Source organism: Alcanivorax sp. VBW004, from assembly GCF_009718865.1.
Lineage (GTDB): Bacteria > Pseudomonadota > Gammaproteobacteria > Pseudomonadales > Alcanivoracaceae > Alcanivorax.
The window spans coordinates 3331126-3357092 of sequence record NZ_WNHC01000001.1 but is presented as its reverse complement, the minus strand read 5'-3'; the positions used below and the strand labels follow the sequence as shown (position 1 = coordinate 3357092).

General features: G+C 58.7%; 24 protein-coding genes. 17 read left to right on the top strand and 7 right to left on the bottom strand.

All coding sequences use genetic code 11. The features are described 5' to 3' along the window. Window positions 1–91: 91 nt before the first annotated feature. From F1529_RS15290 to F1529_RS15255, 8 genes are all read left to right on the top strand, one after another. Window positions 92–2350 carry a bifunctional prephenate dehydrogenase/3-phosphoshikimate 1-carboxyvinyltransferase gene (locus F1529_RS15290; RefSeq protein WP_155136027.1) on the top strand — a complete coding sequence of 753 codons (2259 nt, stop codon included), beginning with the start codon at window positions 92–94 and terminating at the stop codon, window positions 2348–2350. Next, window positions 2347–3018, top strand: a complete 672-nt coding sequence (cmk, locus tag F1529_RS15285) for a (d)CMP kinase (protein ID WP_155136024.1) — start codon at window positions 2347–2349, stop codon at window positions 3016–3018. Before F1529_RS15290 ends, cmk begins: the two co-directional genes overlap by 4 nt. Before the next feature lie 175 nt (window positions 3019–3193). Then, window positions 3194–4876: a 30S ribosomal protein S1 gene (gene rpsA, locus F1529_RS15280; RefSeq protein WP_155136020.1), complete on the top strand. Its 1683-nt coding sequence runs from the start codon at window positions 3194–3196 to the stop codon at window positions 4874–4876. Window positions 4877–4943: 67 nt separating this feature from the next. After that, window positions 4944–5297, top strand: a complete 354-nt coding sequence (gene ihfB / locus F1529_RS15275) for an integration host factor subunit beta (RefSeq protein ID WP_011589025.1) — start codon at window positions 4944–4946, stop codon at window positions 5295–5297. A gap of 42 nt (window positions 5298–5339) precedes the next feature. After that, window positions 5340–5570 carry a lipopolysaccharide assembly protein LapA domain-containing protein gene (locus tag F1529_RS15270; protein WP_007148948.1) on the top strand — a complete coding sequence of 77 codons (231 nt, stop codon included), beginning with the start codon at window positions 5340–5342 and terminating at the stop codon, window positions 5568–5570. After that, on the top strand, window positions 5567–6736 hold the full coding sequence (lapB, locus tag F1529_RS15265) for a lipopolysaccharide assembly protein LapB (RefSeq protein ID WP_155136017.1): 1170 nt from the start codon (window positions 5567–5569) through the stop codon (window positions 6734–6736). The genes F1529_RS15270 and lapB overlap by 4 nt, the downstream gene beginning before the upstream one ends. Before the next feature lie 184 nt (window positions 6737–6920). Continuing rightward, window positions 6921–7616, top strand: a complete 696-nt coding sequence (gene pyrF, locus F1529_RS15260) for an orotidine-5'-phosphate decarboxylase (RefSeq protein WP_155136015.1) — start codon at window positions 6921–6923, stop codon at window positions 7614–7616. Window positions 7617–7714: 98 nt separating this feature from the next. Beyond that, window positions 7715–8059 carry a helix-hairpin-helix domain-containing protein gene (locus tag F1529_RS15255; RefSeq protein WP_007150004.1) on the top strand — a complete coding sequence of 115 codons (345 nt, stop codon included), beginning with the start codon at window positions 7715–7717 and terminating at the stop codon, window positions 8057–8059. Between the two features lie 60 nt (window positions 8060–8119). Here F1529_RS15255 and F1529_RS15250 read toward each other — a convergent pair whose 3' ends face one another. After that, complete coding sequence (locus tag F1529_RS15250; protein ID WP_370457048.1) at window positions 8120–9487, bottom strand: succinylglutamate desuccinylase/aspartoacylase family protein; 1368 nt, start codon at window positions 9485–9487, stop codon at window positions 8120–8122. Window positions 9488–9543: 56 nt separating this feature from the next. Next, window positions 9544–11424, bottom strand: coding sequence for an ATP-binding cassette domain-containing protein (locus tag F1529_RS15245; RefSeq protein ID WP_155136012.1), 1881 nt, complete (start codon window positions 11422–11424; stop codon window positions 9544–9546). A 336-nt stretch (window positions 11425–11760) separates the two neighbouring features. Between F1529_RS15245 and F1529_RS15240 the strand changes: the two genes are divergently transcribed. Both F1529_RS15240 and F1529_RS15235 read left to right on the top strand, forming a co-directional pair. Then, complete coding sequence (locus F1529_RS15240; RefSeq protein ID WP_007149728.1) at window positions 11761–12879, top strand: sterol desaturase family protein; 1119 nt, start codon at window positions 11761–11763, stop codon at window positions 12877–12879. A 36-nt stretch (window positions 12880–12915) separates the two neighbouring features. Then, the gene (locus F1529_RS15235; RefSeq protein WP_155136009.1) at window positions 12916–13323 is read left to right on the top strand and encodes an SMI1/KNR4 family protein; all 408 of its coding nucleotides are present in this window, start codon (window positions 12916–12918) and stop codon (window positions 13321–13323) included. A gap of 250 nt (window positions 13324–13573) precedes the next feature. Here the strand turns inward: F1529_RS15235 and trmY are convergent, their stop codons facing one another. Further along, window positions 13574–14176, bottom strand: a complete 603-nt coding sequence (gene trmY / locus F1529_RS15230) for a tRNA (pseudouridine(54)-N(1))-methyltransferase TrmY (protein ID WP_155136006.1) — start codon at window positions 14174–14176, stop codon at window positions 13574–13576. Window positions 14177–14537: 361 nt separating this feature from the next. On the opposite strand from trmY, the gene F1529_RS15225 reads away from it, so the two are divergent. From F1529_RS15225 to F1529_RS15210, 4 genes are all read left to right on the top strand, one after another. Continuing rightward, entirely contained in the window at window positions 14538–15443 is a 906-nt protein-coding gene (locus F1529_RS15225) for an alpha/beta fold hydrolase (RefSeq protein ID WP_196220415.1), read from the top strand. A gap of 148 nt (window positions 15444–15591) precedes the next feature. Further along, window positions 15592–16029, top strand: a complete 438-nt coding sequence (locus tag F1529_RS15220) for a thiol-disulfide oxidoreductase DCC family protein (RefSeq protein WP_230457811.1) — start codon at window positions 15592–15594, stop codon at window positions 16027–16029. Between the two features lie 3 nt (window positions 16030–16032). Continuing rightward, complete coding sequence (locus F1529_RS15215) at window positions 16033–16410, top strand: DoxX-like family protein (protein WP_155137591.1); 378 nt, start codon at window positions 16033–16035, stop codon at window positions 16408–16410. A 94-nt stretch (window positions 16411–16504) separates the two neighbouring features. Beyond that, a complete protein-coding gene (locus tag F1529_RS15210; protein WP_155136001.1) occupies window positions 16505–16807 on the top strand; it encodes an antibiotic biosynthesis monooxygenase in 303 nt (100 codons plus the stop codon). 232 nt (window positions 16808–17039) lie between these two features. Here the strand turns inward: F1529_RS15210 and mscK are convergent, their stop codons facing one another. Both mscK and F1529_RS15200 read right to left on the bottom strand, forming a co-directional pair. Next, window positions 17040–20399, bottom strand: coding sequence for a mechanosensitive channel MscK (gene mscK, locus F1529_RS15205; RefSeq protein WP_155135998.1), 3360 nt, complete (start codon window positions 20397–20399; stop codon window positions 17040–17042). 112 nt (window positions 20400–20511) lie between these two features. Beyond that, the gene (locus F1529_RS15200; protein WP_155135995.1) at window positions 20512–21174 is read right to left on the bottom strand and encodes a tRNA/rRNA methyltransferase; all 663 of its coding nucleotides are present in this window, start codon (window positions 21172–21174) and stop codon (window positions 20512–20514) included. Between the two features lie 217 nt (window positions 21175–21391). Here F1529_RS15200 and F1529_RS15195 point away from each other — a divergent pair, with 217 nt between their 5' ends. The 3 genes from F1529_RS15195 to F1529_RS15185 all read left to right on the top strand — a co-directional run bounded on the left by F1529_RS15195 (window position 21392) and on the right by F1529_RS15185 (window position 24636). Continuing rightward, the gene (locus tag F1529_RS15195; RefSeq protein ID WP_155135990.1) at window positions 21392–22423 is read left to right on the top strand and encodes a phospholipase; all 1032 of its coding nucleotides are present in this window, start codon (window positions 21392–21394) and stop codon (window positions 22421–22423) included. Between the two features lie 102 nt (window positions 22424–22525). Continuing rightward, a complete protein-coding gene (locus F1529_RS15190) occupies window positions 22526–23911 on the top strand; it encodes a peptidyl-prolyl cis-trans isomerase (RefSeq protein ID WP_155135987.1) in 1386 nt (461 codons plus the stop codon). Then, window positions 23911–24636, top strand: a complete 726-nt coding sequence (locus F1529_RS15185) for a hypothetical protein (protein WP_155135984.1) — start codon at window positions 23911–23913, stop codon at window positions 24634–24636. The genes F1529_RS15190 and F1529_RS15185 overlap by 1 nt, the downstream gene beginning before the upstream one ends. On the opposite strand, the gene F1529_RS15180 is transcribed toward F1529_RS15185, so the two are convergent. Both F1529_RS15180 and F1529_RS15175 read right to left on the bottom strand, forming a co-directional pair. Next, window positions 24525–25547 (bottom strand): PA2778 family cysteine peptidase, encoded by a 1023-nt coding sequence (locus tag F1529_RS15180; RefSeq protein WP_155135981.1) that lies wholly within the window; start codon window positions 25545–25547, stop codon window positions 24525–24527. The genes F1529_RS15185 and F1529_RS15180 overlap by 112 nt on opposite strands. Further along, window positions 25547–25942 carry a PA2779 family protein gene (locus F1529_RS15175; RefSeq protein ID WP_155135978.1) on the bottom strand — a complete coding sequence of 132 codons (396 nt, stop codon included), beginning with the start codon at window positions 25940–25942 and terminating at the stop codon, window positions 25547–25549. The genes F1529_RS15180 and F1529_RS15175 overlap by 1 nt, the downstream gene beginning before the upstream one ends. Window positions 25943–25967: the final 25 nt, after the last annotated feature.

Genomic DNA, 25967 nt, shown 5'->3' with positions numbered 1-25967 from the left:
CCGTTCAGGGCGCGAACCGTACTTGGCACGGCATATCGCAAGCAGGTTCGCGCCCTGAACGGCGCTCCTACAGAGGAAGGTAGGCGCTCGAATGTCTGACCCAATTTTTAATCGCATTGCCGTCATTGGCCTGGGGCTGATTGGTGGCTCCTTCGCCGCCGCCGCGCGCGAAAACGGCCTGGCCCGTTCCATCGTGGCCGGTTCCCGCTCCGAGCGGACCCTGGAACAGGGCATCGCTTTGGGCGTGGTCGACGAGGGCAGTCAGGATCTTGCCGAGGCCGTGGACGGGGCCGATTTGGTGTTCGTTTCCACCCCCGTGTCGGCCATGGGGAAGGTGCTGGCGGCTTTGAAACCGGGCCTGTCCGGCACGGCCATCGTCACTGACGGCGGCAGTGTGAAGGGCAACGTGGTTACGGCCGCCCGTGAAGCATTGGGGGAACATTTCTCCCGGTTTGTGCCCGGCCATCCTATTGCCGGTAAGGAAAAAAGCGGTGTGACCGCCGCCGATGCGCAGTTGTATCGCGATCACCGGGTGATCCTGACGCCCACTGATGCCACCGACCCGGCGGCCACCGCCAAAGTACGGGCCATCTGGACGGCCATGGGCGCGGAAGTGCTGCAGATGTCGCCGGATTACCACGACCAGGTCCTGGCGGAAACCAGCCATTTGCCGCATCTGTTGGCGTTCTCGCTGGTGGATACGCTGGCCAGGCAGGGAGATTCCACCGAGATCTTCCGCTATGCTGCCGGCGGTTTTCGCGACTTCACCCGCATCGCCAGCTCCGATCCGGTGATGTGGCACGACATCTTTCGTGAAAACAAGGCGGCCTTGCTGCAGGCGCTGGACCAGTTCAGCGATGGCATCGGCCGCTTCCGCCAGGCGGTGGAAAATGAAGATTCCGATGCCCTGATGGGCATCATGACTCGGGCGAACACCGCCCGGGCCCATTTTTTGGCTATGAACGGGCGCACTTCCTATACGCGCGCCCACCATGTTCAGTGTGCAGGTGACGACGTAACCATGACAGACAGTAATGACGCCGCCCAGAATCCCACTTTTGTGGTAACACCGGGTGGTCAGCTACAGGGCCGCCTGCGCGTGCCCGGCGATAAATCCATGTCCCACCGTTCCATCATGCTCGGTTCGCTGGCAGAAGGGGTGACCCAGGTAGAAGGCTTCCTGGAAGGGGAAGATGCCCTGGCGACCCTGCAGGCATTCCGCGACATGGGGGTGGTGATTGAAGGCCCCCATAACGGCCAGGTGACGATTCATGGGGTCGGGTTGCATGGCCTCAAGGCACCGGGTAAAGCGTTGTACATGGGCAACTCGGGCACCTCCATGCGCCTGCTGACCGGCTTGCTGGCCGGCCAGGCTTTCGATGTGGAGCTGACCGGGGATGCCTCCCTGTCCAAACGTCCCATGGAGCGTGTCGCCAAGCCGCTGCGGGAAATGGGCGCCCAGATCACCACGGGCGAGCAGGGGCGCCCCCCGGTGCGTATTCGTGGCGGTCAGCCCCTCAAGGGCTTCCATTACGACCTGCCAATGGCCTCCGCCCAGGTAAAATCGGCGGTCCTGCTGGGTGGCTTGTATGCCGAAGGGGAAACGTCGGTGACCGAACCGGCTCCCACCCGGGACCATACCGAGCGAATGCTGGGCGGTTTTGGCTATGACGTGCGCCGTGACGGCGCCACCAGTGCGCTGACGGGCGGTGGCACACTGTCTGCCGGCAAGCTGGAAGTGCCGGCAGACATTTCCTCCGCCGCCTTCTTCCTGGTGGGGGCGTCCATCGCGGCCGACAGCGAAGTGACCTTGCCGCACGTGGGCATCAACCCCACACGCACCGGCGTGATCGACATTCTCAAACTGATGGGGGCGGATATTCGCCTGGAAAATCAGCGAGATGCCGGCGGCGAGCCGGTGGCGGACCTGGTCGTCAAGGCGGCGCCGCTCAAGGGAATCGAGATCCCCGAAGCACTGGTGCCGCTGGCCATCGACGAGTTTCCGGCGATCTTCATCGCTGCGGCCTGCGCCGAAGGCGAGACAATCCTGCGCGGCGCGGAAGAGCTGCGCGTGAAGGAATCCGACCGCATCCAGGTGATGGCCGATGGCCTGGCCGCGCTGGGCGTGAGCCATGAGGTGTTCGAAGACGGCATTCGCATCACCGGGGGTGAGTTCGGTGGCGGTGAGGTCCAGTCCCATGGTGACCATCGCATCGCCATGAGTTTTGCCATGGCCGCCCTGCGCGCCACTGGCCCCATTACCATTCATGATTGCGCCAATGTGGCCACCAGCTTCCCCGGGTTCGCCCAGTTAGCGACCCATGCAGGCCTGAAGCTGGAGGTGAAATGACCCCGATTTTAACCATTGATGGGCCGGTATCGTCCGGCAAGGGCACCGTGGCCCGGTTGGTGGCAATTCGCCTGGGCTGGCACCTGTTGGATTCCGGTGCCTTGTACCGTGTGCTTGGATATCATGCACGAAATCAAGGTGTTGCGCTGGATAACGAGCCTGCATTGATCGCTCTCGCGGAGGATTTGCCGGTGCGGTTTGTGGAGCAGCAAGGCAATACCGCGGTGATTCTTGCTGGTGAGGATGTGTCCAATATCATTCGCCAGGAAAGTGTCGGCGAACTGGCCAGCCAGGTGGCCGTGCTGCAGCCTGTGCGTGACGCCTTATTGGCCCGTCAGCGGGCTTTTGCCGAGTCTCCCGGGCTAGTGGCGGATGGTCGTGACATGGGCACTGTGGTGTTTACCTCCGCTCCCCTCAAGATTTACCTCACTGCCAGCGCTGAAGAGCGCGCCAGACGGCGCTTTGAGCAGTTGAAGGAAAAGGGCTTTGGTGCTACCCTCGCGACCCTCGTCGAGGACATCCGCACCCGGGATGATCGTGACATGAACCGTGAGGTGGCGCCATTGCGCCCGGCAGACGATGCCGTGGTGATCGATTCCACCACCATGACGGTTGATGACGTGGTAAACCGGATTCTTGATGAGGCTGCCGCACGCCAGTTGGCGTAACGGTAGCACACACTTCGTTAGCGCCCTTCGGTGGACCGCCATCGTGGGGCAACTCTGTGTTAAGCGGCCGATCTGCTCAACCCTGAAAAAGTAAGCCAGCTGGGGAAGGGCGGGTCTCATCTATTGACTAACCCATGTCTGCTGGTTGGCATGTGCGAAAACTTGAGTGAATTTCATGACTGAATCTTTTGCTGATCTCTTTGAAGAAAGCCTAAAGGACCTGGACGTTGCCCGTGGCTCCATTATCAAGGGTACCGTTGTATCCATCGATAGCGACTGGGTAACCGTTAACGCAGGCCTGAAATCCGAAGGCATTATTGCCCGTGAAGAATTCCTCAGCGAGGCAGGCGAGCTGGAAATCGTTGAAGGCGACGAAGTCGATGTTGCTGTAGACGCCATCGATGACGGTATGGGCTTCACCCGTCTGTCCCGTGAAAAAGCCAAGCGCGCCGAAGTTTGGGGCGAGCTGGAAAAAGCTTTCGACGAAGACGAGATCGTAAAAGGTATGATTTCCGGCAAGGTGAAGGGTGGCTTCACTGTCGACATCGGCCCGATCCGCGCCTTCCTGCCCGGCTCTCTGGTTGATATCCGTCCGGTTCGCGATGTTGCGCACCTGGAAGGCAAAGAGCTGGACTTCAAGGTCATCAAACTCGATCCCAAGCGTAACAACGTAGTGGTTTCCCGTCGTGCAGTGATGGAAGCAGAGCACAGCGCAGAGCGCGAGCAGCTGCTGGAATCCCTGCAGGAAGGCATGGAAGTCAAGGGTATCGTGAAGAACCTGACCGACTACGGTGCGTTCGTGGACCTGGGTGGCATCGACGGCCTGCTGCACATCACCGACATGGCCTGGAAGCGTATCAAGCACCCGAGCGAGATCGTGGAAGTTGGCCAGGAAATCGACGTCAAGGTACTCAAGTTCGACCGCGAGAAGATGCGTGTCTCCCTGGGGCTGAAGCAGCTGGGCGAAGATCCGTGGCACGACATCGTGGGCAAGTACCCGGAAGGTACCCGCGTGAAAGCCAAGGTAACCAACCTGACCGACTACGGCTGCTTTGCCGAAATCGAAGAAGGTGTGGAAGGCCTGGTTCACGTTTCCGAAATGGATTGGACCAACAAGAACATCCACCCGTCCAAGGTTGTAGAGATTGGCGACGAAGTGGAAGTGATGATCCTGGACATCGACGAAGACCGTCGTCGTATCTCCCTGGGTATCAAGCAGTGTCAGTCCAACCCGTGGGATGCCTTCGAGCAGAAGTACCAGAAAGGCGAGCGCATCAGCGGCAAAATCAAGTCCATCACTGACTTCGGCATCTTCATCGGCCTGGAAGGCGGTATCGATGGTCTGGTGCACCTGTCCGACATTTCCTGGGAAGAGCAGGGCGAAGACGCCGTGCGTAACTTCAACAAGGGCGATGAGCTGGAAACCGTGGTACTTTCTATCGACGCAGAGCGCGAAAGAATTTCCTTGGGTATCAAGCAGTTGACAGATGATCCGTTTGCTCAGTATGTTGCTGCTAACGATAAGGGCGCAATTGTTAAGGGCGTAGTGAAAGCAGTCGACGCGAAAGCGGCCACTGTTGAGCTGGCTGAGAACGTTGAAGGTACCCTGCGTGCCAGCGAAATCAGCCGTGATCGCGTTAACGATGCGACCGAGGTTCTCAAGGTCGGTGACGAGGTGGAAGCCAAAATCACCAACGTTGATCGCAAGAACCGTGTTCTTAGCTTGTCCATCAAGTCCAAGGATCAGGCTGATGAGCGTGAAGCCGTCGAAGGCCATCAGGAGCAGCAAGACGCTAACGCTCCGAAGACCATTGGCGACTTGATCAAGAAGCAAATGGAAAGCAGCAACGAGTCATAAACGGCTCCTCCCGGGGGCCGGCATCGCGCCGGCCCCACTGGGCTGGGAGCCCAGGGAGTAAGCTGTAATGGCATTAACCAAGTCAGAACTGATTGAGCGCATTGCCGACAGGCAAGCGCAGCTGTCCCCCAAGGATGTGGAGCTGGCAGTCAAGACCTTGATCGAGCAAATGGCCGATTCCCTGGCCGGCGGTGGTCGCATTGAAATTCGCGGCTTCGGCAGTTTTTCCCTCCATTTCCGCGCCCCCCGTGTGGGCCGCAATCCTAAAACCGGTGCCAGCGTCGAGCTGCACGGTAAATACGTTCCTCACTTCAAACCTGGCAAAGAGCTCCGTGAGCGGGTCAATGAATCGCTGAGTGCAGACTCCGGCGAAGATGTTGATAATAACGGTAGCAACGGCAATCAAGCTGCCGCCAGTTAGTGTTGCCTGGCTTTCGAGCCTGGCCAGAAAAGGACGTTCCCGATGCGAAACCTTTACCGGATTCTCGTAATTCTGGCCGTTGTGGCCATTTTTCTTGTCGCCTTCCTGTTTGTGACCAGCAATCGTGATCTGGTGATGATCGATCTGTTGGTGGATGCCTGGCAGTGGCAGGTCTCACTGGGGGTACTGGTTGTCTCCGTGCTGGCCATCGGCTTGCTGCTGGGCCTGCTGGCCGGAGTGGGCCTGCGTGGCATCAAGGGCCTGTTTTCATGAGCGAATCGTTGTGGCTGATTCCGCTGTTTTTTGTGGCCATTTCTGCCGGTTTTTTCATGGGGCGACGCGAAAGCAAGCGTCGCCAGCGCCGCCGCATGGCGTCCCTGTCCAAGGACTATGTGGCCGGTATCAACTTCTTCCTCAATGAAGAGCCTGACAAGGGCATTGAGGCCTTGCTCAACAGCCTGGACGTGAGTGAAGAAGGGCTGGAAACCCACCTGGCCTTGGGCAAGCTGTTTCGCAAGCGGGGCGAGTTTGACCGTGCCGCGCAGTTGCATACTCATCTGCTTGAACATGGCGACTATGGTCGGCCGGTACAGGAAGAAATTCAGCTGGAGCTGGCCCAGGATTATCTGGCCAGCGGCATCTTTGATCTGGCCGAACAAGTACTGCTGGAAATGCTGGACCAGGATTGCCAGGCCAAGGATGAAGTGTGTGAGCAGTTGATGGGTCTGTACGAACAGGAGCGTGACTGGGTCAACGCTATCAGCATGGGTGAGCGCCTGCTCAAGAACCGTGCGAACCTGGCGCCGGTACTGGCCCAGTTCTGTTGTGAGCAAGCGGAAACCCTGCGTCGGGATGGCGACATCAATCCAGCCCGCCGTATGCTGCGCCGGGCGTTGTCATTCGATAACCAGTGCGTGCGCGCCAGCCTGGCGGAAGGTGACCTGGAAATGGCGGAATCCAACTGGGGCGCCGCGATTGATGCCTTTCAGCGGGTCTGGAACCAGGACAGCGACTTCTTTGATGAAACACTGGAACGCCTGCGAGAGTGTTTTCAGCATCAGGAAAAGGAAGAAGATTTCATCCAGATGCTGGCCGATTACAGTGCAGAGAAACCCAGCACCACGCGTATTCTGTTGCTCTCTGAAACGTTGAAAGAGCGTTATGGCGACAAGGAAGCGGCGGACTTTATCCGTGAATACATGAAGGCCAACCCGTCCGTGCGGGGGCTCAACCGCATCATCGATATGAGCCTGGCCAGCACCGCCGAGGGCGAGGCCCGTGAGCATCTGGACATGCTCAAGCAGGTGTCGGAGAAACTGCTGAGCGACAAGAGCCTCTACAAGTGCCGCCGCTGTGGCTTTGAAACCCCATTGATGCAATGGCGCTGCCCAAGCTGCAAACGCTGGGGCACCATCAAGCCGGTGGTGAAGGAAGTCTAGAAAGAAATCCAGAAGCGAGTTTCGAGCTGCGAGTTTCGAAGATCAAAGGCGAAACCCGCACGTGCCTCCGGGGTTTGCCTTTCGCAACTCGAAACTCGTCACTCACGACTGTTTGACCATTCTTGAACCGCTTCTGCGCAGCGCCTACCATAGCCCCGCCTACCCACCACTCAGGAAGCTCGCCATGTCCATCACCAGCCCCGTTATTGTCGCTCTGGACTACCCCGATGCAGCCCAGGCTCTGGCCATGGCAAAGCAACTGGATCCGGCCAAGGTGCGGGTAAAGGTGGGCAAGGAAATTTTTACCCGCAGTGGCCCGGCGGTGGTGGAATCGCTACACAAGCTGGGCTTTGAGGTATTTCTGGACCTGAAATTCCACGACATCCCCAATACCGTGGCAGGCGCTGTGGCGGCTGCCGCAGACATGGGCGTGTGGATGGTGAACGTGCACGCCAGTGGTGGCCAGCGGATGATGGAAGGCGCGGCCAATGCCATTGCCAATCACGCCCAGCGTCCACACCTGATTGCCGTGACTGTGCTGACCAGCATGGATGACAGCGACCTGCAGCAGGTGGGCGTGGTGGATGTGCCCAAGGTACAGGTGCAGCGCCTGGCAGAGCTGGCCAAGGCGTCAGGCATGGATGGCGTGGTCTGTTCGGCCCAGGAAGCGGTAATGCTGAAACAGGCCTGCGGATCGGCCTTTGAACTGGTGACCCCGGGGATTCGACCGGAAGGGTCAGACGCGGGAGATCAGCGTCGGGTGCTTACACCGGTACAGGCTCGTGATGCGGGGGTGGACTATATGGTAATCGGCCGGCCCATCACCCAGTCCGCCACACCTACGGATGTAGTCGACGCTATATTACAAAGTCTGGCCTAATCTGCTTACAACACCGTTTGTGGCTGGCGGATAACAGCAGTATTTATGCCTCCTTAAAGTGAGATTTCCATTCAGAATAAAGAATACGGAGATCTCATATGAAACCCTGTTACGTTGCGATTCTGCCTCTGCTGATGGCCTTGGTAATGCCAGCCGCTGCCGTCGAACTGCAGCCTGCCCCTGGCACAGACGCTGTCAAAACCGCCGCCGCAGAACCCGCCAAGGCGGCTGGGGCGAAGGCAGAGAACCGTGCCGTCAATTTGAATACTGCCGATATGGCCGAACTGGAAACACTGCACGGGGTTGGCCCGAAAACGGCCCAGGCGATCATCGATTTTCGGGATAGCCAGGGTGGCTTTACCAGCCCGGATCAGCTGCTGGCGATCAAGGGTATCGGGGAGAAAACACTGGCGAAAATGCGCGACCAGATCGTGGTGCAATAGCACGCCAGGGGCTGATTGCTGCGCGGGAAATCTATCCCGCGCAGCGATTCAGCGAGAGAATCAGGGGTGAGGTTCGTTGTCTTCATCATCCTGATGGTCGATAACACTGAGGTCGTCGACACGATCCACGTCCCGTTCAGGTCGCGGCGCCTTGGGAGGCACAGGCTCGCCGTTTTCCTCCGGGTTTTCCGCTTTCCCGCCTTTCTCTCCTTTGCTTTCTTTTTCCTTGCTGGCTTTTTCTGCCTGGGCTTCCACTTCCTCGGTGCTCTTCTCTTCACCGATGCGGAAGGCCGCAAAGCCGGCGTGGACCACCTGGTTAACCGCCATGCCCAGCACGCGCCCGTTGTAGGGGGCGATAATGGCGCTGCCCGTATTGCTGATGGGGTCGGTGACGGTGCCCAGAATCTGCCCCTTTTTCACCTTGTCGTTGAGTTTCACCTCGGAGAGCAGAATCCCGCCCTGGCTGGCACGAATCCATTCTGATTCGAAGAACACCGGCTGTGGAGCGCTCCAGAAACGGCTGGCCTTACGCATCTCCAGGTTTTCCAGCAGGGTTTCAATGGCCTGCACGCCATAGTTCACTGCCTGGGTTTCCAGCCGGTTGGGGCCACCGGCTTCCATGGTCACGGCGACGATGCCGTCTTTAACCGCCGCATCGCGGAGCATGCCGCTGACACCGGGGCTGTGCAGCACTGTCATGCCGCCAAAGTGCTTGGCGAAGGCGACCACGTCCTGGTTATCCAGATCCGCGCGTAGCTGAGGCAGGTTGACCCGCTTCTGGGAGCCGGTGTGCAGATCGACCAGATAGTCGCAGTGGCTGACGATATTGCCAAACAGGGAATGGGCCACGCGACTGGCCGCGCTGCCATCCTTGTTGCCGGGAAAATAACGGTTCAAGTCACGGCGATCGCTCAGGTAGCGAGTGCCACTGCGAAAACCGTCCAGGTTGACGATGGGGACACCAATCACCGTGCCGGCTAGCTGATCCGGTTCCAGTTCGTACATCAGCCGGCGGACCATCTCGATGCCGTTCAGCTCATCGCCATGGATGGCGGCGGTGAGGCAGAGTTTGGGGCCGGGTTTGTCACCGTGGGCGACCAGTACCGGCACCGGCGTGGCAATGGACGCGAAGGACTGATCCGGCGTCCAGTGCAGGGTGGCAAAGGTGCCGGGTTCCACTGTCTGGCCCAGCAGTGGCAGGGGGGAGGGTTTTTCCGGCTCCGCCTCGGCGTTGCCAGACGCTTCGTCTGCGTCACTCTGGTTGCTGTCCGCCCGGTGAGGAGGCTTGTTGGGCGTGTCAGCGTCGGTTTCCTGCTGCCGCTCCAGCGCTCGCTCTTCGTCTTCCATTTCGGTGGCCCAGACGGGCTGAGCCAAGGCGGTGAGCAATGACAGGATGCCCAGGGTTATCCATGACAGGCGTTTGTGCACAAACGGCTCCTTGCGTGTCGTTTTCCGTACGGCCGGCGCGGCGCACCGCGCCCGCGCTAGCCCTGTTGGTCCAGCTCATCCCAGCGGGAGAAAGCCACTTCCAGTTGCTGCTCCAGCTCACTTTGCCGGGCTTGTGCAGCACTGATATCAGCCGGCTCACCCTTGTAAAAATCCGGGTCGGACATGCGTGTCTGTACCGCGTCCAGATCCGCTTCCAGCTGTTCGATGCGAGCGGGTAATTGTTCCAGTTCCCGTTGATCCTTGTATGACAGCTTCTTGCGGGCAGGAGCAGGCTTTTCCGCTACTGCGGCCGGCTTGGCGGCTTTGACGGCTTTTTCCCGCTTCGGTTCCGGACGCTGGCGTAACCAGTCCTGATAGCCGCCCACATAGCTGTTCAATTCACCGTGCTCGAAGACCAGCGTGGAGGTCACCACATTGTCGATGAACTCACGGTCGTGGCTGACCAGCAGCAGGGTGCCCTGGTAGTTGATCAGCTGTTCCTCCAGGAGTTCCAGGGTTTCCGCATCCAGATCGTTGGTGGGCTCATCGAGTACCAGCAGGTTGAAGGGCTTGGTGAACAGCTTGGCCAGCAGCAAACGGTTGCGCTCGCCGCCGGACAGGGATTTCACCGGCTGGCGAACCCGGGCGGGGTCGAACAGGAAATCCTGCAGATAGCCGATCACATGCTTGCTCTGGCCATTCAGGTTGATCACATCGGAGCCTTCCGCCACGTTGTCGATCACGCTTTTTTCTTCGTCCAGGGTATCGCGCAGCTGGTCGAAATAGGCCACCTGCAGCTGAGTACCCTGTTTTACGGTGCCGCTGTCCGGAGCCAGGCGATCCAGCAGCAGGCGAATGAGCGTGGATTTACCACAGCCGTTCGGGCCCAGAATGCCCACCCGGTCGCCGCGCATCAGGGCCACGGAAAAATCGCGGACAATCTGTTTGCCGCCCACCGCATAGCTGATTTGGTCGGCTTCCACCACGATCTTGCCGGAGTTGTCGCTACTCTGGATGGTCAGGCTGGCGGTGCCGGTGCGGCTGCGGCGCTGGGAAAATTCGTCGCGCATGGCTTTCAGGGCACGCACCCGGCCTTCATTGCGGGTGCGGCGTGCCTTGATGCCCTGGCGAATCCACTTTTCTTCCTGACTCAGTTTCTTGTCGAACTCGGCATTGGCTCTTTCTTCCGCATCCAGCGCCGCTTGTTTGCCACTCAGGTACTTTTCATAACTGCCGGGCCAGCTGGTCAGCTTGCCGCGATCCAGCTCGATGATGCGGGTGGCCAGTGAACGAATGAAGGCCCGGTCGTGGGAAATAAAGACCAGGGTAGTGCCAAAGTTTTTCAGGAACTCTTCCAGCCACTGGATGGATTCCATGTCCAGATGGTTAGTGGGCTCGTCCAGCAGCAGGATGTCCGGGTCCTGTACCAAAGCACGGGCCAGCAGTACGCGCCGCTTCATACCGCCGGAAAGGCCGGCGAAAGACATGTCGCCGTCCAGATTGAGTTTGGAAAGCACGGTGTCCACCCGCTGGGACAGCTGCCAGGCACCGCGGGCCTCGATCTCGGTGCTCAGCTCTTCGAAGCGGGCCAGTATCTTGTCGTCCCCGTCGCCCAGATGGTGTACCAGCTCGGCGTGTTCGCTGAGCAGGGCGCCTTGCTCCCCCAGCCCTTCGGCCACCATGAAGTGCACGCTGTGCTCCTGGTCATCGGGCACTTCCTGTTCCAGCCGGGCCACACTCAGCCCCTGGCTCTTCTCGATCTGGCCGTCATCGGCCTGAATTTCTTCGGCGATGACCTTCATCAGGGTGGACTTGCCCGCCCCGTTACGGCCGATCAGACACAGGCGCTCACCCACGTCGATGGACAGGTTGACGTGGTCCAGCAGCGGTTGTTGGCCATAGCTGAGTTGAATGTCGCGAAGGGTAATCAGTGGCATACTTTATAAATCCAGGCGTCATGAAACGCGCATCACGCAGCCCTCAGCCTTCAAACCCAACAACACCGGGCGAACGAGACAATGGCAAGAGGTGAGAGTCAGTGCCTCGCGCCCGGGCCTTTAAGCAGGGAGAATGGGGGCCGGATAAGTACGGCCTGTCCCGGTTGAAGCGGGTCGCGTGCTGCGTGCAGCGTCTATCTAATTGAACGCGCAGTGTAGCAGCTTGTTACGGGCGTGTACTGGTACTTGGCGCCAGGCCGCTGCAGCATGGTCTGGCAAAGAAAGGCTGGCGGCAGGGCCGCCACAGGACAAGAAAGAACAAGGAAGGGAGGGGTAATGTCGGAATTTCTGCGCGAACGCTACGAAGAGGTGGATCTGACGCCGGGGCAGGGCAAGATTACGGCGACGATCTCCATCGGGCTGGGTTTTTTGGCGCTGCTGGGAAGTTTCTGTTTTCTTTATCCGGAACTGTTTACCACGCCTGAATTCAGGGCGTTTTACAATGCCGAGATCTTGCGGCTGCTGCTGTTTATCGGCATCGGTATCGGGTTTACCTGCGGGTTTTTCAGCGTGTTTCGTCACCAGGAACGGCGTTACGGCATCATCGGCATGGTGCTGGCCTGCATGGCTGCGCTAATCGGTTCCGGGCGCCTGGATGTGCCACCGGTGGATGGCCGCAGCCTGTATGCCGGCCTGGATTATTTTATCCTGACACTGCTGGTGCTGGGGCTGGTCTTTATTCCGCTGGAGCGTGCCTACCCGAAGAACCGGGAACAGAAGACCCTGCGCGGTGGCTGGGTGACGGACATGAAGTACTTCCTGTTCAGCCACGTGGCCCTGCAGCTGATCAGCTTCTTCACCATTATCCCTATTCAGGTGTTGCTGCACGACAAGGTGGATATCGGCTTCCAGCAGGCCATTGCCAGCCAGCCCTTGTGGCTGCAGTTCATTGAAATTCTGATTGTGATCGATCTGGGCAGCTACTGGATTCACCGGGCCTTCCACGAAGTGCCCTGGCTATGGAAATTCCACGCCGTGCACCATTCCACCACCCAGATGGACTGGTTGGCCTCCTCACGGCTGCATGTGGTGGAAATCATCGCCAACCGTTTTATTGGCTATCTGCCGATCTTTATCCTCGGCTTCTCGCCCTCGGCGGTGTATGCCTATCTGGTGTTCGTGTCGTTCCACGCCATCTTTATCCACGCCAATGTCCGTTTCCGGTTCCCGGGCGTGCGCTGGCTGATCGCCACCCCGGAATTCCATCACTGGCACCATTCCTCGGAAGACGAAGCCGTAGACAAAAACTACGCCGCCTTCCTGCCCATCTACGATAAACTGTTCGGCACCCTGATCATGCCGGATCGCCTGGCCGCCGAGTACGGCACCCGTGCCAGCACCCAGGTGCCGGAAGGGGTGGTCAAACAGTTCCTGTTCCCGTTCCGTCGGGGCTGAATATGCATTCCCATCGCAACCCTCAAAGATGAATTTATGGATGACGTGATAGACATGCTGCGCGAACGCCATGACGGCGGTCTGGTGGCTCTGGAACTGCCAGACGAAGACCGTTTGGTGGAAATTGAAGAGCAGCTGCTGATTTCACTGCCGGGGGACTACAAGGAATTCCTGCTTACCGCCAGCGACATCGTCTGTGGCAGCCTGGAGCCCGCCACGGTGATGGACGACTACGCCCACAACTTCCTCCCGGAAATGGCCGCCAACGCCTGGGACCAAGGCCTGCCTCGCTATCTGATTCCCGTTTGCGAAGCCGCCAACGGCATCTACGCCATGTCCCAGGAAGGGGAAGTGGTGCTGTGGGAGCCGGGTAGCGGCATCAACGAAGACGAGGTGTGGGGCAGTATCTGGCAATGGGCGCGGGAAGTGTGGTTAGAGAGTTAATTAACAGTTAATAATGAATAATTAATAGCTAACTAAAACCCAAAACCTGTCTCACGAAGCCGCTGTAGGAGCTCCTCTCGAGGTGCGAACCCTTGCGAAGCAAGGCTCTTCATTGCGCTGGAGCCACCGCTCCTACAGAGGGCGGTGTATCCATTTCGAGGAACCGGGAGGCCACGGCCAGCGCCGTTTCCTCGCCTGGGCTTGGATTCGCACCTCGAGAGGAGCTCCTACAGCGAGTCGGCCAGGCGTGTCAGAATCCCGCCAGATCCAGTTCATTATTAATCAGCACTACGCATTGCGACGCAAACAGCATGGTCGGTCCCAGGCTGATCTTCTCCGTGCCCAGTCGCTTCAGGCTGTTGAAGCTCTTCTTCGGCATGGGAATGTGATCAGTGAGCAGGAAGCAGGGCTTCTCGGCAAAGGTGAGCTCGCGGATGCTCTCTCCCTTGGGGTCCATCATGTACAGCTGATGCCCATCCTCAGCCAGTTCCTTCACCAGCTTTTCAAAGCTCTGCGTGCGCACGGTAATCCCGCTCTCCACGGCTTTCATCTGTTCCTTGCCCATGCCGGCAGAGGCATCCAGCGCCCGCACCACCTTGGTCAGCAGTGCCTGCTCATGAAACCCGCCAATATCCCGCATCTCTGCCGCCACAAAGGTAATGGTGCGGGAATAGTCCTGAGTGCTTTCCAGCACCAGATGCACTACCGCATCGTCTCGGTGCGACTGGGCCACAAAGATCGCATTCATCAACGTATGCGCCAGAATCTCGCTATGGGCATCCCCGCCCACATTGGCGAGCAAGGTCTGGCTGTTGGTGGAGGCCGCGCGGGCACGGAGGACAAAGGTACGCATGGTCAGTGGCTCAGAAAAATGTGGAAATATTGTACATCACAGGAGGCTCTAACGTGATCGCAAGATCGTAAAGTTGCATGCGTCGCTCGTTTTCAGCGGAACGTTCCGCATAACCCGGAACGGGCAATACCAATACGCTGAATCCACGAATTGAATAGGGGGGCTCCTTACTCTTCAGAATTTCTATTCTTTTTAGGGTCGATAATACACTCAAGTCTGATGGCCTCCTGATTGAACTTTCCTAAGGTTGTGGGAATCGAAGGAAGCAAATTCAGGGTGTGCTTGTGCCCTGGATGAAAATAAAAAGCTGGCCTAACGCTTCCCAGGTAAATGACTCATGTATAGAACTCTCGCGATAATCATGGCGTTTTTGCTGTTTGCCATTCAGTACGGGTTTGCAGAAGAGGGAGTGCCTTTAATGCGGCCGGATGGATCTGCAATCACTTTCTATCTGGACAAGAAAGGAGGTCGGCATCTGCTGGTGCTGATGCAGGGATCGGATTGCAATAGTGTGGTACACAGCAAGGTGATTAATGACCGCTTTGCCGCTGTGATCGGTGATGCGGATGTTCTTACGGTGGAAAAATATGCCCTTACCCGGTCGGTTCCCTGGAACGGTTCGGGTGACAGTCCGGAGTGCCCGGCATCGTATTATGAGCATGATTCTCCGCGACAGCGGGCGGACGACTATCTGCAAGTGATGTCATGGTTAGATGAGCAACTTGAATATGACGACATTATTCTTCTAGGGGGGAGTGAGGGGGCACTGGTTGCAGCGATGGTTGCTTCCCGGAGTGATAAGGTGAGTGCGGTTATCACTCTTAATGGCGGAGGCCGATTTTTCGTTGATGACGTTTTTTATAGCATGAGCATTGATCTTCCACCGGAAGCATTTGAACAGGCAAAACAGGGGTTTCTGGAATTTAAAGGAGCTATCGAAAGTTCCGAGAGTATGACTCTTGTGATGAGTGGGCACGGTTTTCGTTGGTGGAAGAGTATGTTGGCTGCAGATCAGACTGAACTGTTGCTGAGTGTCAGCGCCCCTTTGCTGATTATTCAGTCCGAACTGGATAAGAGTGTTTCGCCAAAGCTGGCTTATGATCAAGCGAGAATGCTGATGAAAAAAAGGAATAACGTCGAATTTCGCACGGTTAAGGGAGTTGATCACAAGTTTCATGATCCTTCTGGAAAGGACCGCACAAGCGAAGTCGTCTCTTCCGTTAAAAAATGGTTGGGAAGCAGCCAGATAACAAGCGAAATCCGGTGATGATGTAGTTCCCCCGCTTTAGTGAACACTTTCTCATAACGGTGTAGCGTATCCGCAGTCAAACCTCTCGTTTCCCCTTACTTGCTTTCAGCAGGGAAATGGGAAGATTGGCCTTTTCCTCGATAGCCTGAGTTCCAGGAGAAATTCAATGCACACCAACGAACGACCACCGGGTATGAATGAAGCGGATCGTGTGATCCTGTTTGATGGTGTTTGCGTGCTGTGCAGCTACTGGGCGCGGTTTCTGGTGCGTTTTGATTCTCGTCGTCGATATAAGCTGGCTACTGTGCAGTCTGATGAAGGGCGTGCGATTCTGGCCTGGTGCGGTTTGCCGCTTGAGGAATTTGATACGTTGGTGCTGGTGGAGAAAGGCGCGTTTTATGTGCGTTCTACCGCCATTATTCGGGTGCTTCGGGGTCTTCCTTTTCCGTGGCCACTGGCGGCAGTCGCGCTAATATGCCCGCGTGGCATACGTGACTGGCTGTACGACCGTATGGCGCGCAATCGTTACCGTATTTTTGGCAAATACGATGCCTGCGTGCTGCCTTCGCCGGACCACGCAGACCGTTTTCTGGGGGCGAAGTAGGTGATGACTCTTCAGGTCTGCCGTTTTTCCATCGCCTTTATCTGGCTTTATCAGGGCATTGTACCGAAGCTACTGGGGCCCCATGCGGATGAGCTGCGCATGAATATGGCGCTTGGTCTGAACGAGGCACAGGCGCACCTGCTTTCTTATGTGGGGGGTGGGATGGAAGTGGTGCTCGGGTTGATGGTGTGGGTCTTTTACCGCCAGCGCTGGCCCTATGTCATCACTATTGCGGCCTTGTTCGGGCTGTTCGCTTTCACTCTTTTTGTGGTGCCTGCGTTTACCGTATCTGCATTTAATTCAACTACGGTTAACCTCGCGGTCTGTTCACTGGCGGTCATTGCGCTTGCCGAGCTGCGTGTGATGGAATCCAGAGGCTGACGTGCCCGCTGGCCCTTGGGCGCGGTAATGCAGTGCAGAGGGGCGCGCAGACAGTGCGACAACCGATCACACCAGAAATGACTCCGAGACCACTATGTTTATTGCAATGAACCGCTTCAAGATCAAACCCGGCTGCGAGCAGGACTTTATCGCTATCTGGGAAGGCCGGGATACTTTTCTGCAAGAGGTGCCGGGCTTCAAGAGTTTTAATCTGCTGCAGGGGCCGAGTACCGAGGAGTACACGCTGTTTTCGTCACACGCCACCTGGGAATCCCGTGAAGCGTTTGAAGGCTGGACCAGGTCGGATGCGTTCCGAAAGGCCCACGCCAATGCCGGCGCCCGCAAAGATATTTACCTGGGGCCGCCGCAGCTGGAGTGTTTTGAGGTGGTTCTGTAAGCCCTGATCCCGAACATGGGTATCGCTGGCGGCGTGGAAAAAAGCAGTTAAAAGTTAAAAGTTGAAACGCGAAGCCGGGTCTGTGCCAATTTGCGTCTGGATGCTCCGCGCTCACCCTGCTTACATCGTACAGGGTAGACGCCCATGAGGTTCTAGTACTTACTTTTCAACTTTCAACTTTCAACTTTCAACTCAGCCTGCCATCGCGCCGCCAGCGACGCTCCTGCGGTGGTTAGCGCGGATCGCTGCTTTCATTGGACTCGCCGTCGTTGGCTTCTGGCGGTGGAGTGTTGTCGTCCCCATTACCTTCCTCTTCCGCCGAATGTGTTTCCAGATTCAGCTGATCCCCGTTGCCATTGCGGATGTGGATATCGAGTTGGCTGAAGGCGATTTCCACGTCGTGCTCCCGGCACAGGGCGTCGATGTGGCGGTTCAGCTCGTCGGTGGCGGCCAGGCGGTCGTTGATGTCATCCACGTGGACGCGCAGTTCATGGTCCAGGGTACTGGCACCAAAGCCCATAAACAGTACGACAGGTTCCGGGTCACGCAGTACGCGGCGGTTCTCTTTTGCGGCCTGCAGCAGAATGTCGCGGCATTTCTGCAAATCGGAGCCGTAGGCAAAGCCGACTTTGAGAATGATCCGGGTCACGGTGTCGGAGAGGGACCAGTTGATCAGTCGTTCGGTGACGAACACCTTGTTGGGGACCAGGATTTCCTTGCGGTCGAAATCAATCAAGGTGGTGGCACGGATGCGAATGCGGCTGACGGTGCCATCCAGGTTGTTGATGGTAATCACGTCACCGATGCGAATCGGGCGCTCGAACAGCAGGATGATACCGGAGATAAAGTTGGCAAAGATTTCCTGCAGGCCAAAACCCAGCCCGACGCCCAGTGCCGCCACCAGCCATTGCATCTTGTCCCAGCTCAGGCCCAGCGCGCCAAGCGTCAGCATGATACCGCTGGCGACAATCACGTAGGAGAGCAAGGTGGTGGTGGCGTAGCTGGTGCCCTGGCGCAGATCCATGCGTGACAGCACCAGCACTTCCAGCAGGCCCGGCAGGTTGCTGGCCAACAGGAAGGTCACGGCACCGATGACCAGCGAGGCAATCACGTCGCCAAGGCTGATGGGGGAGGTGGTGGCGGCCTGGCCGGCCCCTTCGGCGGTTTCCCACAGCACGATGTTGTCGGTATAGGCGAAGGCATGCAGTACGTCTGCCCAGACCCAATACACCAGCAGGCCGATCGCGGCCACCAGCGCCAGGCGGATCAGGCGCAGGGACTGCTGGTTGACCTGTTTCAGGTCCAGTTGCGGCTCTTCCACTTCCACAGCTTCGGCGCTGCTGGTGTCTTCTTTCTGTTCGGCTTCGCGCTGTGCCACGGCCCGTTTGTAGGAAAGCCGCTGGGCTGCCACGGCGAGGCCGCGCACGGCGGTGGCATCAAGAACGATCCACAGTGCAATCAGGTAGAGGCTGTAGATCATGTGCCCGGTGAGGCGTACCGAGGTGTAGTAGTAACCCACGCCGGTGAGCACGATCAGGGTGAGCGGGGCAAGAATGCACAGGCCGGTGGCCAGGGTCCTCATGGTGCGGCTGTAATGACGGCCGGGGTAGGACTGCGCCACCCAGGGCAGGCTCACCATGATGGTAATCATGGATGCCATCATGATTACCAGTCCGAGCCGGTCATTACTGAGCTGTGCTGGCCACTGGTCACCAAACGCCACCAGGAAGGTAAGGGGGATGAGCGCCAGGCCGGTTACCAGCAGGCGTCGCCGCATTTGATGGTTGTATTCCATGCTCCAGCGGAAATGGCGCTGGGCGATGCCATTGGTTTTAAGCAGGCGGTAGAGCACTTCGAATACCAGCCATAGCAAGGCAATCTGGGCCACGGCAGCGCCCATGACGCTGGTGAATGTGCCAGGCTGCACCCACAAGCCGGCGGCCAGCAGGCCAAGGAAAAGCGGGACAGGTGCCGCAATCAGAAAGGTGTACAGCAGGCTCAGGGGGGTGTGCGCCTGGCTGTCACGGCGCAGGTACCCTACATCCTTGTTCATTTCGTCGATGCGGGTTTTGAGCTTGCTGCGTACCACCATCAGCAGCGCTGCCGGGATGAGCAGCCCGATCAGCCAGACCCATTTGCGGCTGAACAGATCGCCGGTTCCCTCCCACAGGTCGCCCCAGGGCATGGTTTTAACCTGCTCCATCAGTTCTTTTGGCAGTTTGCCAAGCCATTCAAAACTCAGGGGCTGGTTGCTGGGCATCCAGAAGGTTTGTTCGGAAATGGTGTTGTGCAGGCTGCGGGTAATTTTGCGTAGCTGTTCATGGCTGAGCTGGGTACGAGTGAGGATGGCCAGCTGGCGGCTCAGTTCCTGGTCCAGTTGGTCGTAAATGGCCAGGCGCTCTTCGCGGAGGATGGAAAAGGCCTGCTCCAGTGCCGGGCTCAGGGGTTTGTCAGCCTGGGTCTGTGAGGGCAGGGGGGCGTCATCCAGATCCTGCATGGCCCGTTCGATATCGAACTGGCTGAGGCGCGCGTCAGAAATATCCTTGTCCAGATTCAGTTCGCCCTGATCCTGGGGCAGGCTTTTTTGCTGCTCGTAAAGAATGCGCGACAGCAGCAAGCTGCCATCGAGCATGCGAATCTGGTCGTTGACGGTGGAGGATAGTGAACGTGCCTTGTCCAGTTCGGTCTTGGTGTTGACCGCTTCACGCAGCAGGCTGTTTACACTTTCGCTGGCACCAGCCAGTTGTTCACGCAGGGCCCGGTTCTTGTCCATGGCTTTCTGGACCTGGGGGTGGTCCAGCACGCTTTGCGGGAGATCGGTTTCCGGGGAATTGGCGGTTTCCTCCAGCTGATTCAGGCGGCGCTCATTGATGAGTGGCTGCAGGGCGTCCAGTTTTGCTTCGATGATGAGCTGATGCTGTTTGTCGCTTTGTTGTCTCAGGCGGGCGATGTCCTGCTGCTTGTCGACGATGGCCAGCTCCTGGTTGTAGCGCTCGATGCGCGACTCCAGGGCTTTCATCTCCGTGTTCAGGGTCCCCGTTTGTAATTCGGACAAAGGTTCGCCTTCTTCATCCACGCCCTGATTGAGGCGGGTGCGAATGACGTCCAGCCGGTCCATGGCTTTGCTGATCACGTTCTGGGCCTGTTCCGGCAGGGTCTGGGCACGGGTCAGGTGGCTGTTGGCGTCAGCCAGGTCTTCCTGGTTGGCTTCCAGGGCATCCAGCTCACTGACCAGGGCTTTCACCAGAGCGTCCAGATTTTTGGATGCGTAGTGTTTTTCCCAGTCGGTGTCGCGTTCCTGGCGCAGACGTGTGAGTTCGGCGTTGAGACGTGTACGTTGGCTGGCGGCCTGCCGGGAAAAGGTTTTCAGTTCCTTGATTTTTTCCTGGTTGCTGTCGATCTCCTGACGGAATTTCAGGGTCTCCTTGAGCTGTTTTTTGTCGGGATTGTCCGTGCCGTCAGATTTTTTATCACTGGTTTCCGTGAGCTGCTTTTGCAGGTCGCCAACGCCGGGCAGGGAAAAACTGCCAGGCTGCGCGATGGCGAGAACGGGTAGCAATATCAGCAGTGCGACAGGCAGTCGTCGATCCATAACAACGAGGCTCCAGAAAAGTGTTGTTGTCTTTGTATCACAGGGTCGCGTTTATTGCTTTCCCGGTGGCGTGTGCTGTGTTGAAGAGCGGCTTGTCGGGGCATTTGCGGCGTTACAGTCGCGTGATGCGGCGCAGCAGCTGGCGAACCAGTCCCAGTTCCCGGTCACTGGCCAGGGGCAGCAGTTCGTCCACCCATTGGTGAAGGTTTTCGGTCGGCTGTATCTGTAGTGCCGCCAGAAGCTGATGCAGGGCCTGGCGGGTGTGGCCGAAGGTGGTTGGGTCCGCTTCGGGCTGCACTGTCGCCGGCCGTTTGCGCAATTCCCATGCATAGACCATCACGGCCTGGCCCAGGTTCAGTGACGGTTGTGCCTGCGCCAGCGGGATGCTGCTGGCCAGGTCGCAGCGGGCCACTTCCTCGCCGGTCAGGCCGCTGGCTTCCCGGCCGAAGACGATGGCGACCCGTTGCACGCTGTTTCCCTTGCCAGCGACCAGTTCGGCGCAACGATCCGCATCCACATAACGGTCTTTCTGCAGGCGGTGCCGGGCGGTACAGGCAATGCTCAGGTCCACATCGGCCAGCGCCTGATCCAGGGTGTCCACGATCACGGCCTGCTCCAGCACGTCGTTGCTGTGGTGTGCGACCCACTGGGCGGCGCGCATGTCGCCCGGGTTAACCAGTCGCAAATCTTTGAAACCCATGGTTTTTATGGCGCGGGCAGCGGCGCCGATGTTTTCCCCGCGGGCGGGTTCCACCAGAACAAAAACGATGTCCATGTATTGTCACTTCTTCATGGCAGGGTGTGCAGGTGCCCATTCTATACGAGGGGCGGGCATGGAGAGGAGACGAAAAGGGAAGGCGAGCAGGGCGCGGCCTGTCAGCAAATGTCCATGTTTTGTCCGTCTGAGCCCTTGGGTTGGTATGCCGGGTTGTTTATTGTTTGATCAATAAACACAAAAAGTTACATAACCACAATAACGGGAGGGGACCCCCATGAAGAAGCTCGCACTCACCGGCCTGCTGGCCGCAGCTGTTCTGTCATCGCCTGCCCAGGCGTTTCAGCAAATCACCCACAAACGCATTGCCATTGATGCGGTTAACTACATGAAGGCGCACCCGACGACCACGGAGTACAACCGCCTGAAGAGTTGGGTCAACGCGGCCGGCTACAGCATGGACCAGTTTGCGGAAGTGATTGGGCAGGGTGCCTACGACGTGGACGATTTCCAGGACACCTACCTGTGTGGCGCGGTCACCGGGGACTGCGTGTATGCGCCGGTCTTCAATGCCGGGGCCTCACTGGTGAACTACACCTCCTACTGGCATTTCCAGAACCATACCCGTGGCTCTGATGTTCACGGCAACGACCTGGGTGGTTATAACTACGACCTGCTCACCGTTTGGGGCGATATCGATAACATCGCGGCGACTTGGCTGGTGGGCGACTACATGGACGATGGTAACGGGGGCATGACCGGCTGGTGCTTCTGGAGCTGCGCCGATGACAGCGAGTACAACACCTACGGCGTGACCGAAGCCAACTATCGTCAGGGCAGTACTTCCAGCAAGTCCATGTACGATGACTTCGAGGAAATGCCGTTCCAGCCCATCGATAACCTGGGCCAGTACTGGTACAGCCAGTTCCTCGCCAACCCCACGGCCCAGACCCTGGGTTTCGTGATGCACACCACTGACCTGCTGCAACCGCACCATGTGTGGACGACCTCGGCACTGAACCACAGTGGCTGGGAATCCTGGGTGGCGGATTACTACGACAGCGAGAACCTGAACAACACCGCTTTGGTCGATCAGGCTCTGACGGATTTCACCCCGCTTGCTACCGCCAGCAATGACATTCGCCCCTTGCTGACGCAAGGCGGTGCCATGGCTTACAGCAACGGCGGGATCGTGCTGTCCAGCACCGACCACTCGGACCGGGTGCAGGTGGCTCAGGTGGTGATTCCCCATGCCATCGCCATGGTGGTGCATGTGCTGAATCATGCCGCTGTGAAGGTTAATCCCTGATAAGAAGACGCAACAAGCGGCATGCATCACGCTACACGTAAAAGCACGTGCAGGGAGATGCGTGCCCGCGTTGCACCAATAACAAGATAGAGGAAAACGGCCATGGGATTGCATCGATGGGTGTTGGCCATTGGGTTCGCGGCTGTTGCGTTGGCCGGCTATGCCAGCTGGCAGCGTTGGGGACCGTTGCCCGATAACGTGGCAGCAAGCGTGGATGGCAGCGTGATTCCGGTGGCGACCCTGAATGTGTTTGTGGCTGCCGCACAGCGCAGCGAACCGCAGGTCAGCCGTGAAGCCGTGCTCAAGGGGCTGGTGGAAAACCGGTTGTTGGCGGCCCTGGCCCATGAGCATGACGACGTGGCCGCCCACGGGCATGCCGACACCAGTCGGGTGGGCTACGATGCGCAGACTCGCCACGAACAACAACGCTTCAAACTGATTCGTACGGCTTTTGCCGATGACCTGCGGGTAGCGGTGGAAGAAAGCGGCACGACTGACAGTCTGGATTATCTGACTGAGCCGTTGTTGCTGTCCGAGGACGCGTTGGCTCCGTTGCTGTCGCTGGATCAGGCGTTGTACGCCACCATGACTGAGGCCCAGCAGCAGGCGGCCAGCCAGCTGGTGATTGCCCGTTACCGTTTTGCTGAGGATCAGCCAGAGCAGACGCTGACGCTGTGGGATCTGTATCGCCGGCAGAACATCCAGCTGAAAGTACAGATGCACAACCTCAATACCGGCTTTATCCGTGAAGCGATCAAGCAGCAGCTCACCATGGAGTATGTGTTCTACTGGTTTGATCAACACTCCGGTTTGTCGGCCCGGGCCATTGCGGCAGTGGATGACTGTATTGATGACGCCATGAGCCGCGATGAGCTGCTCCATGACCTGGGGCTGATGCACGATATCCATGACGATAACCCGCAGTTACGGGCTTTGGCGGCTGAAGTGAGCCAGGACCAGATCGCCGCGTATTACCAACAGCACCAGGACGAATTTACCCGTGTGGAGCGTGTTCACGCTTACCACTTGCGCGTGAACAGCCAGGCTGAAGCCGACCGGATTTATGCCGAGCTGCTGGATATCCAAAAAGCGCAGAAAGCCCAGAAAGCGGAAAGCAGGGACCCGGCCAGCGCGTTTGCTGACGCAGTCGCGCGTTATTCCGTTGCGGATGACCGTGAGCAGGGCGGGGCGCTGGGCTGGATTGACCGCGACAGCCGTGAGGATCACTGGACCCAGGCGCTGGCGTTTGTGCAGCCGGTGCAGCGAGTGTCACCGCCGTTCCGTAGCCCGGCCACAGACAGCGCGCCGTACTGGGAGCTACTCTGGGTGGACCAGAAAGAAATGGGCTACCAGCGTGTGGACAGTGAATCGGTGCGCTACCGGGCGGCCCAGGCCATTGCCCGGGAACAGATGCAGCAGCGTTTTCAGACCTTGCTGGCTGATGCCACCGAGGCGGCGGCGTTGCGGGTCAACCACGAGGTGTTGTGATGGCGGTGGGTGAGTGCCGGCCAGGCCAGACGGGGAGCTATCAGCGCCAGCAGGGGTGGTTGCGCCCTGGGTTGCTGGTCGGGTTGCTGATAGCCGCGAGCGCTAGCGCCTATTGGCTGTTGCCCCCGGCACCGGCAGGCAATACAGCGGTGGGTGTTACTGCGGACACGAGCCCTGATGTCGACCCAAAAGTGGACGCCGCAGCGGCGCCGGCAGCCCTGCCGATGATCGATACGGTGGCGGAACGTTCTCTGCCTAGGCCGGAGAAGCGGGCGGATAACGCCCCGTCCGCGGTGCCGACGCCTTCACCTTCACCCCAGGCTGTGGCGGCCCTGCGAGAAAGTATGCGAAACGGCGATCCGCGTACGCCGCCGCTGGTCCGCAATACGGACTTACGGGAACCGCCCAGCGCGGCCGAGCTGGCCGACCCGGCACAGTATCAGCAGTACGAAGCGAGACAGAATCAGGCGGTTCGTGCGTCTTTCGTGGCGGCGGCGAATCGCAAAATGGTGGAGCTGGAAGGGCTGATCGCCAGGGGCAAGGAATTCGGCATCGCCCCTGAACAGCTGGAAGAAGGGATCGCCAAACTGGACAAGCTGCGTGAGCAGCGCGATCAGTTGGTGGCGCAGCATCCTGAGCTTGCGGCTGAAGAGGGGGAAGCAGGAGCAGAGGGCGTTGAGGGAGCAGAAGGAGCAGAAGGCGCCGGCGATACGGCGCAGGACTGAGCGCCCAGTTCGCGGGCGCTGTCCTGAATCTCGCTATCATCCGGTGCCACCGACAAGGCCTGGCAAATACTCTGCCGGGCCTGTTTGCTGTCACCCGCTGCCTTTTGGGCATAGGCCAGGTTGTTCCAGGCGGCGGCCAGTTCCGGCGCATGGCGCACGGCTTGTTCAAACGCAGCCCGCGCCTCTTGCTGCTTGCCCTGCGCCCACAAAGCATTGCCATAACCAAACCACAGCTGTCCGCTTTGCGGGAAGGCTTCCACGGCAGCGGGCCAGAAGGCGGCGCTATTGGGCAGCGGCGAGATGGCCCGGAACAGCGCATCTGGCTCGGCGCTGGCGGGCAACTGGCCGGCTTCCACCAGCGTGAATCCCCACTGATCGGCCCTGGCCCAGGTGCGAATAAAGCGGTTCCAGTGGCTGCTGTCACTTTGCGTTGTTCCGCTGTGCAGCACCACGGTATCGCCCTCATCCCGGTAGCCTGTTACCACAGCGAAGTGCCATTTCGGCCAGCGGGGCAGCGCCAGGTTCTGCATCACCAGCACCGGTCGGTTGGCCTGTAATTCCTGAAACAGGGCGTCAGCGGATTCCACTGGATAGGCCATCAGGCCGCGGCTGCGGGCTGCGGCCCGCAGCTCGATGCCCAGCGACCCTTTGCGCTCCGGCAACCAGACTTCGTCCACCAGTGCGTCGGCGCTGACTTCCTTGCCTGCCCACTGCAGCATCATCGCCAGGGAGGCTGGGCCGCATTGATAAGCGTCCTGGGGGACAAAGGGCACCACCACCTGTTGATCGGTGTGCACGCTGGCGCTTTGCGGTGGGGGAAAACTCTGGCAACCGCCCAGCGTTAGCAGCGCGGTTGCCAGCAGGGCGGCAACCGGTTTTCCGGAAAACATGCCGCGCAATGCCGTCACCATTAATTGACCGGGTCAATCACCGGGAAGACATCGGTAGCGCCGAGCAGATCCAGAATCACCAGTACCAGGATGATGGCCAGTACCACGCCCAGTACGCCCTGACCGGCTGGCAGCTCTTCGGATTTCTGAGCCAGCTGCTGCAGCTCGGAATCGGTGAGGCGGTCCAGTCGCTGACTGACCTGCTCCTGGTTTACGCCGTATTCGCTTAGCGCCTGAGTGGCCACTTTATGATCCATCAGCTGCATGACTTGCTGCTTCATGGCCGCGCGATCCTGTTGCTGAATCACGGTGTCATTACCAATCATGGCGGCTTGTGCGGCGGGGACCATCAGCACTTGCATAAACAGCAATACAAAGGCACTGAAAATACCGGTAACGCGTTTTGACGTGGTCATGAACCATTCTCCTGTGTTCTTGAAG

Coding starts and splice junctions, on each gene's coding strand:
- F1529_RS15290 (WP_155136027.1), top strand. CDS start 92: ATGTCTGACCCAATTTTTAATCGCATTGCCGTCATTGGCCTGGGGCTG.
- cmk (WP_155136024.1), top strand. CDS start 2,347: ATGACCCCGATTTTAACCATTGATGGGCCGGTATCGTCCGGCAAGGGC.
- rpsA (WP_155136020.1), top strand. CDS start 3,194: ATGACTGAATCTTTTGCTGATCTCTTTGAAGAAAGCCTAAAGGACCTG.
- ihfB (WP_011589025.1), top strand. CDS start 4,944: ATGGCATTAACCAAGTCAGAACTGATTGAGCGCATTGCCGACAGGCAA.
- F1529_RS15270 (WP_007148948.1), top strand. CDS start 5,340: ATGCGAAACCTTTACCGGATTCTCGTAATTCTGGCCGTTGTGGCCATT.
- lapB (WP_155136017.1), top strand. CDS start 5,567: ATGAGCGAATCGTTGTGGCTGATTCCGCTGTTTTTTGTGGCCATTTCT.
- pyrF (WP_155136015.1), top strand. CDS start 6,921: ATGTCCATCACCAGCCCCGTTATTGTCGCTCTGGACTACCCCGATGCA.
- F1529_RS15255 (WP_007150004.1), top strand. CDS start 7,715: ATGAAACCCTGTTACGTTGCGATTCTGCCTCTGCTGATGGCCTTGGTA.
- F1529_RS15245 (WP_155136012.1), bottom strand. CDS start 11,424: ATGCCACTGATTACCCTTCGCGACATTCAACTCAGCTATGGCCAACAA.
- F1529_RS15240 (WP_007149728.1), top strand. CDS start 11,761: ATGTCGGAATTTCTGCGCGAACGCTACGAAGAGGTGGATCTGACGCCG.
- F1529_RS15235 (WP_155136009.1), top strand. CDS start 12,916: ATGGATGACGTGATAGACATGCTGCGCGAACGCCATGACGGCGGTCTG.
- trmY (WP_155136006.1), bottom strand. CDS start 14,176: ATGCGTACCTTTGTCCTCCGTGCCCGCGCGGCCTCCACCAACAGCCAG.
- F1529_RS15225 (WP_196220415.1), top strand. CDS start 14,538: ATGGCGTTTTTGCTGTTTGCCATTCAGTACGGGTTTGCAGAAGAGGGA.
- F1529_RS15220 (WP_230457811.1), top strand. CDS start 15,592: ATGCACACCAACGAACGACCACCGGGTATGAATGAAGCGGATCGTGTG.
- F1529_RS15215 (WP_155137591.1), top strand. CDS start 16,033: ATGACTCTTCAGGTCTGCCGTTTTTCCATCGCCTTTATCTGGCTTTAT.
- F1529_RS15210 (WP_155136001.1), top strand. CDS start 16,505: ATGTTTATTGCAATGAACCGCTTCAAGATCAAACCCGGCTGCGAGCAG.
- mscK (WP_155135998.1), bottom strand. CDS start 20,399: ATGGATCGACGACTGCCTGTCGCACTGCTGATATTGCTACCCGTTCTC.
- F1529_RS15200 (WP_155135995.1), bottom strand. CDS start 21,174: ATGGACATCGTTTTTGTTCTGGTGGAACCCGCCCGCGGGGAAAACATC.
- F1529_RS15195 (WP_155135990.1), top strand. CDS start 21,392: ATGAAGAAGCTCGCACTCACCGGCCTGCTGGCCGCAGCTGTTCTGTCA.
- F1529_RS15190 (WP_155135987.1), top strand. CDS start 22,526: ATGGGATTGCATCGATGGGTGTTGGCCATTGGGTTCGCGGCTGTTGCG.
- F1529_RS15185 (WP_155135984.1), top strand. CDS start 23,911: ATGGCGGTGGGTGAGTGCCGGCCAGGCCAGACGGGGAGCTATCAGCGC.
- F1529_RS15180 (WP_155135981.1), bottom strand. CDS start 25,547: ATGGTGACGGCATTGCGCGGCATGTTTTCCGGAAAACCGGTTGCCGCC.
- F1529_RS15175 (WP_155135978.1), bottom strand. CDS start 25,942: ATGACCACGTCAAAACGCGTTACCGGTATTTTCAGTGCCTTTGTATTG.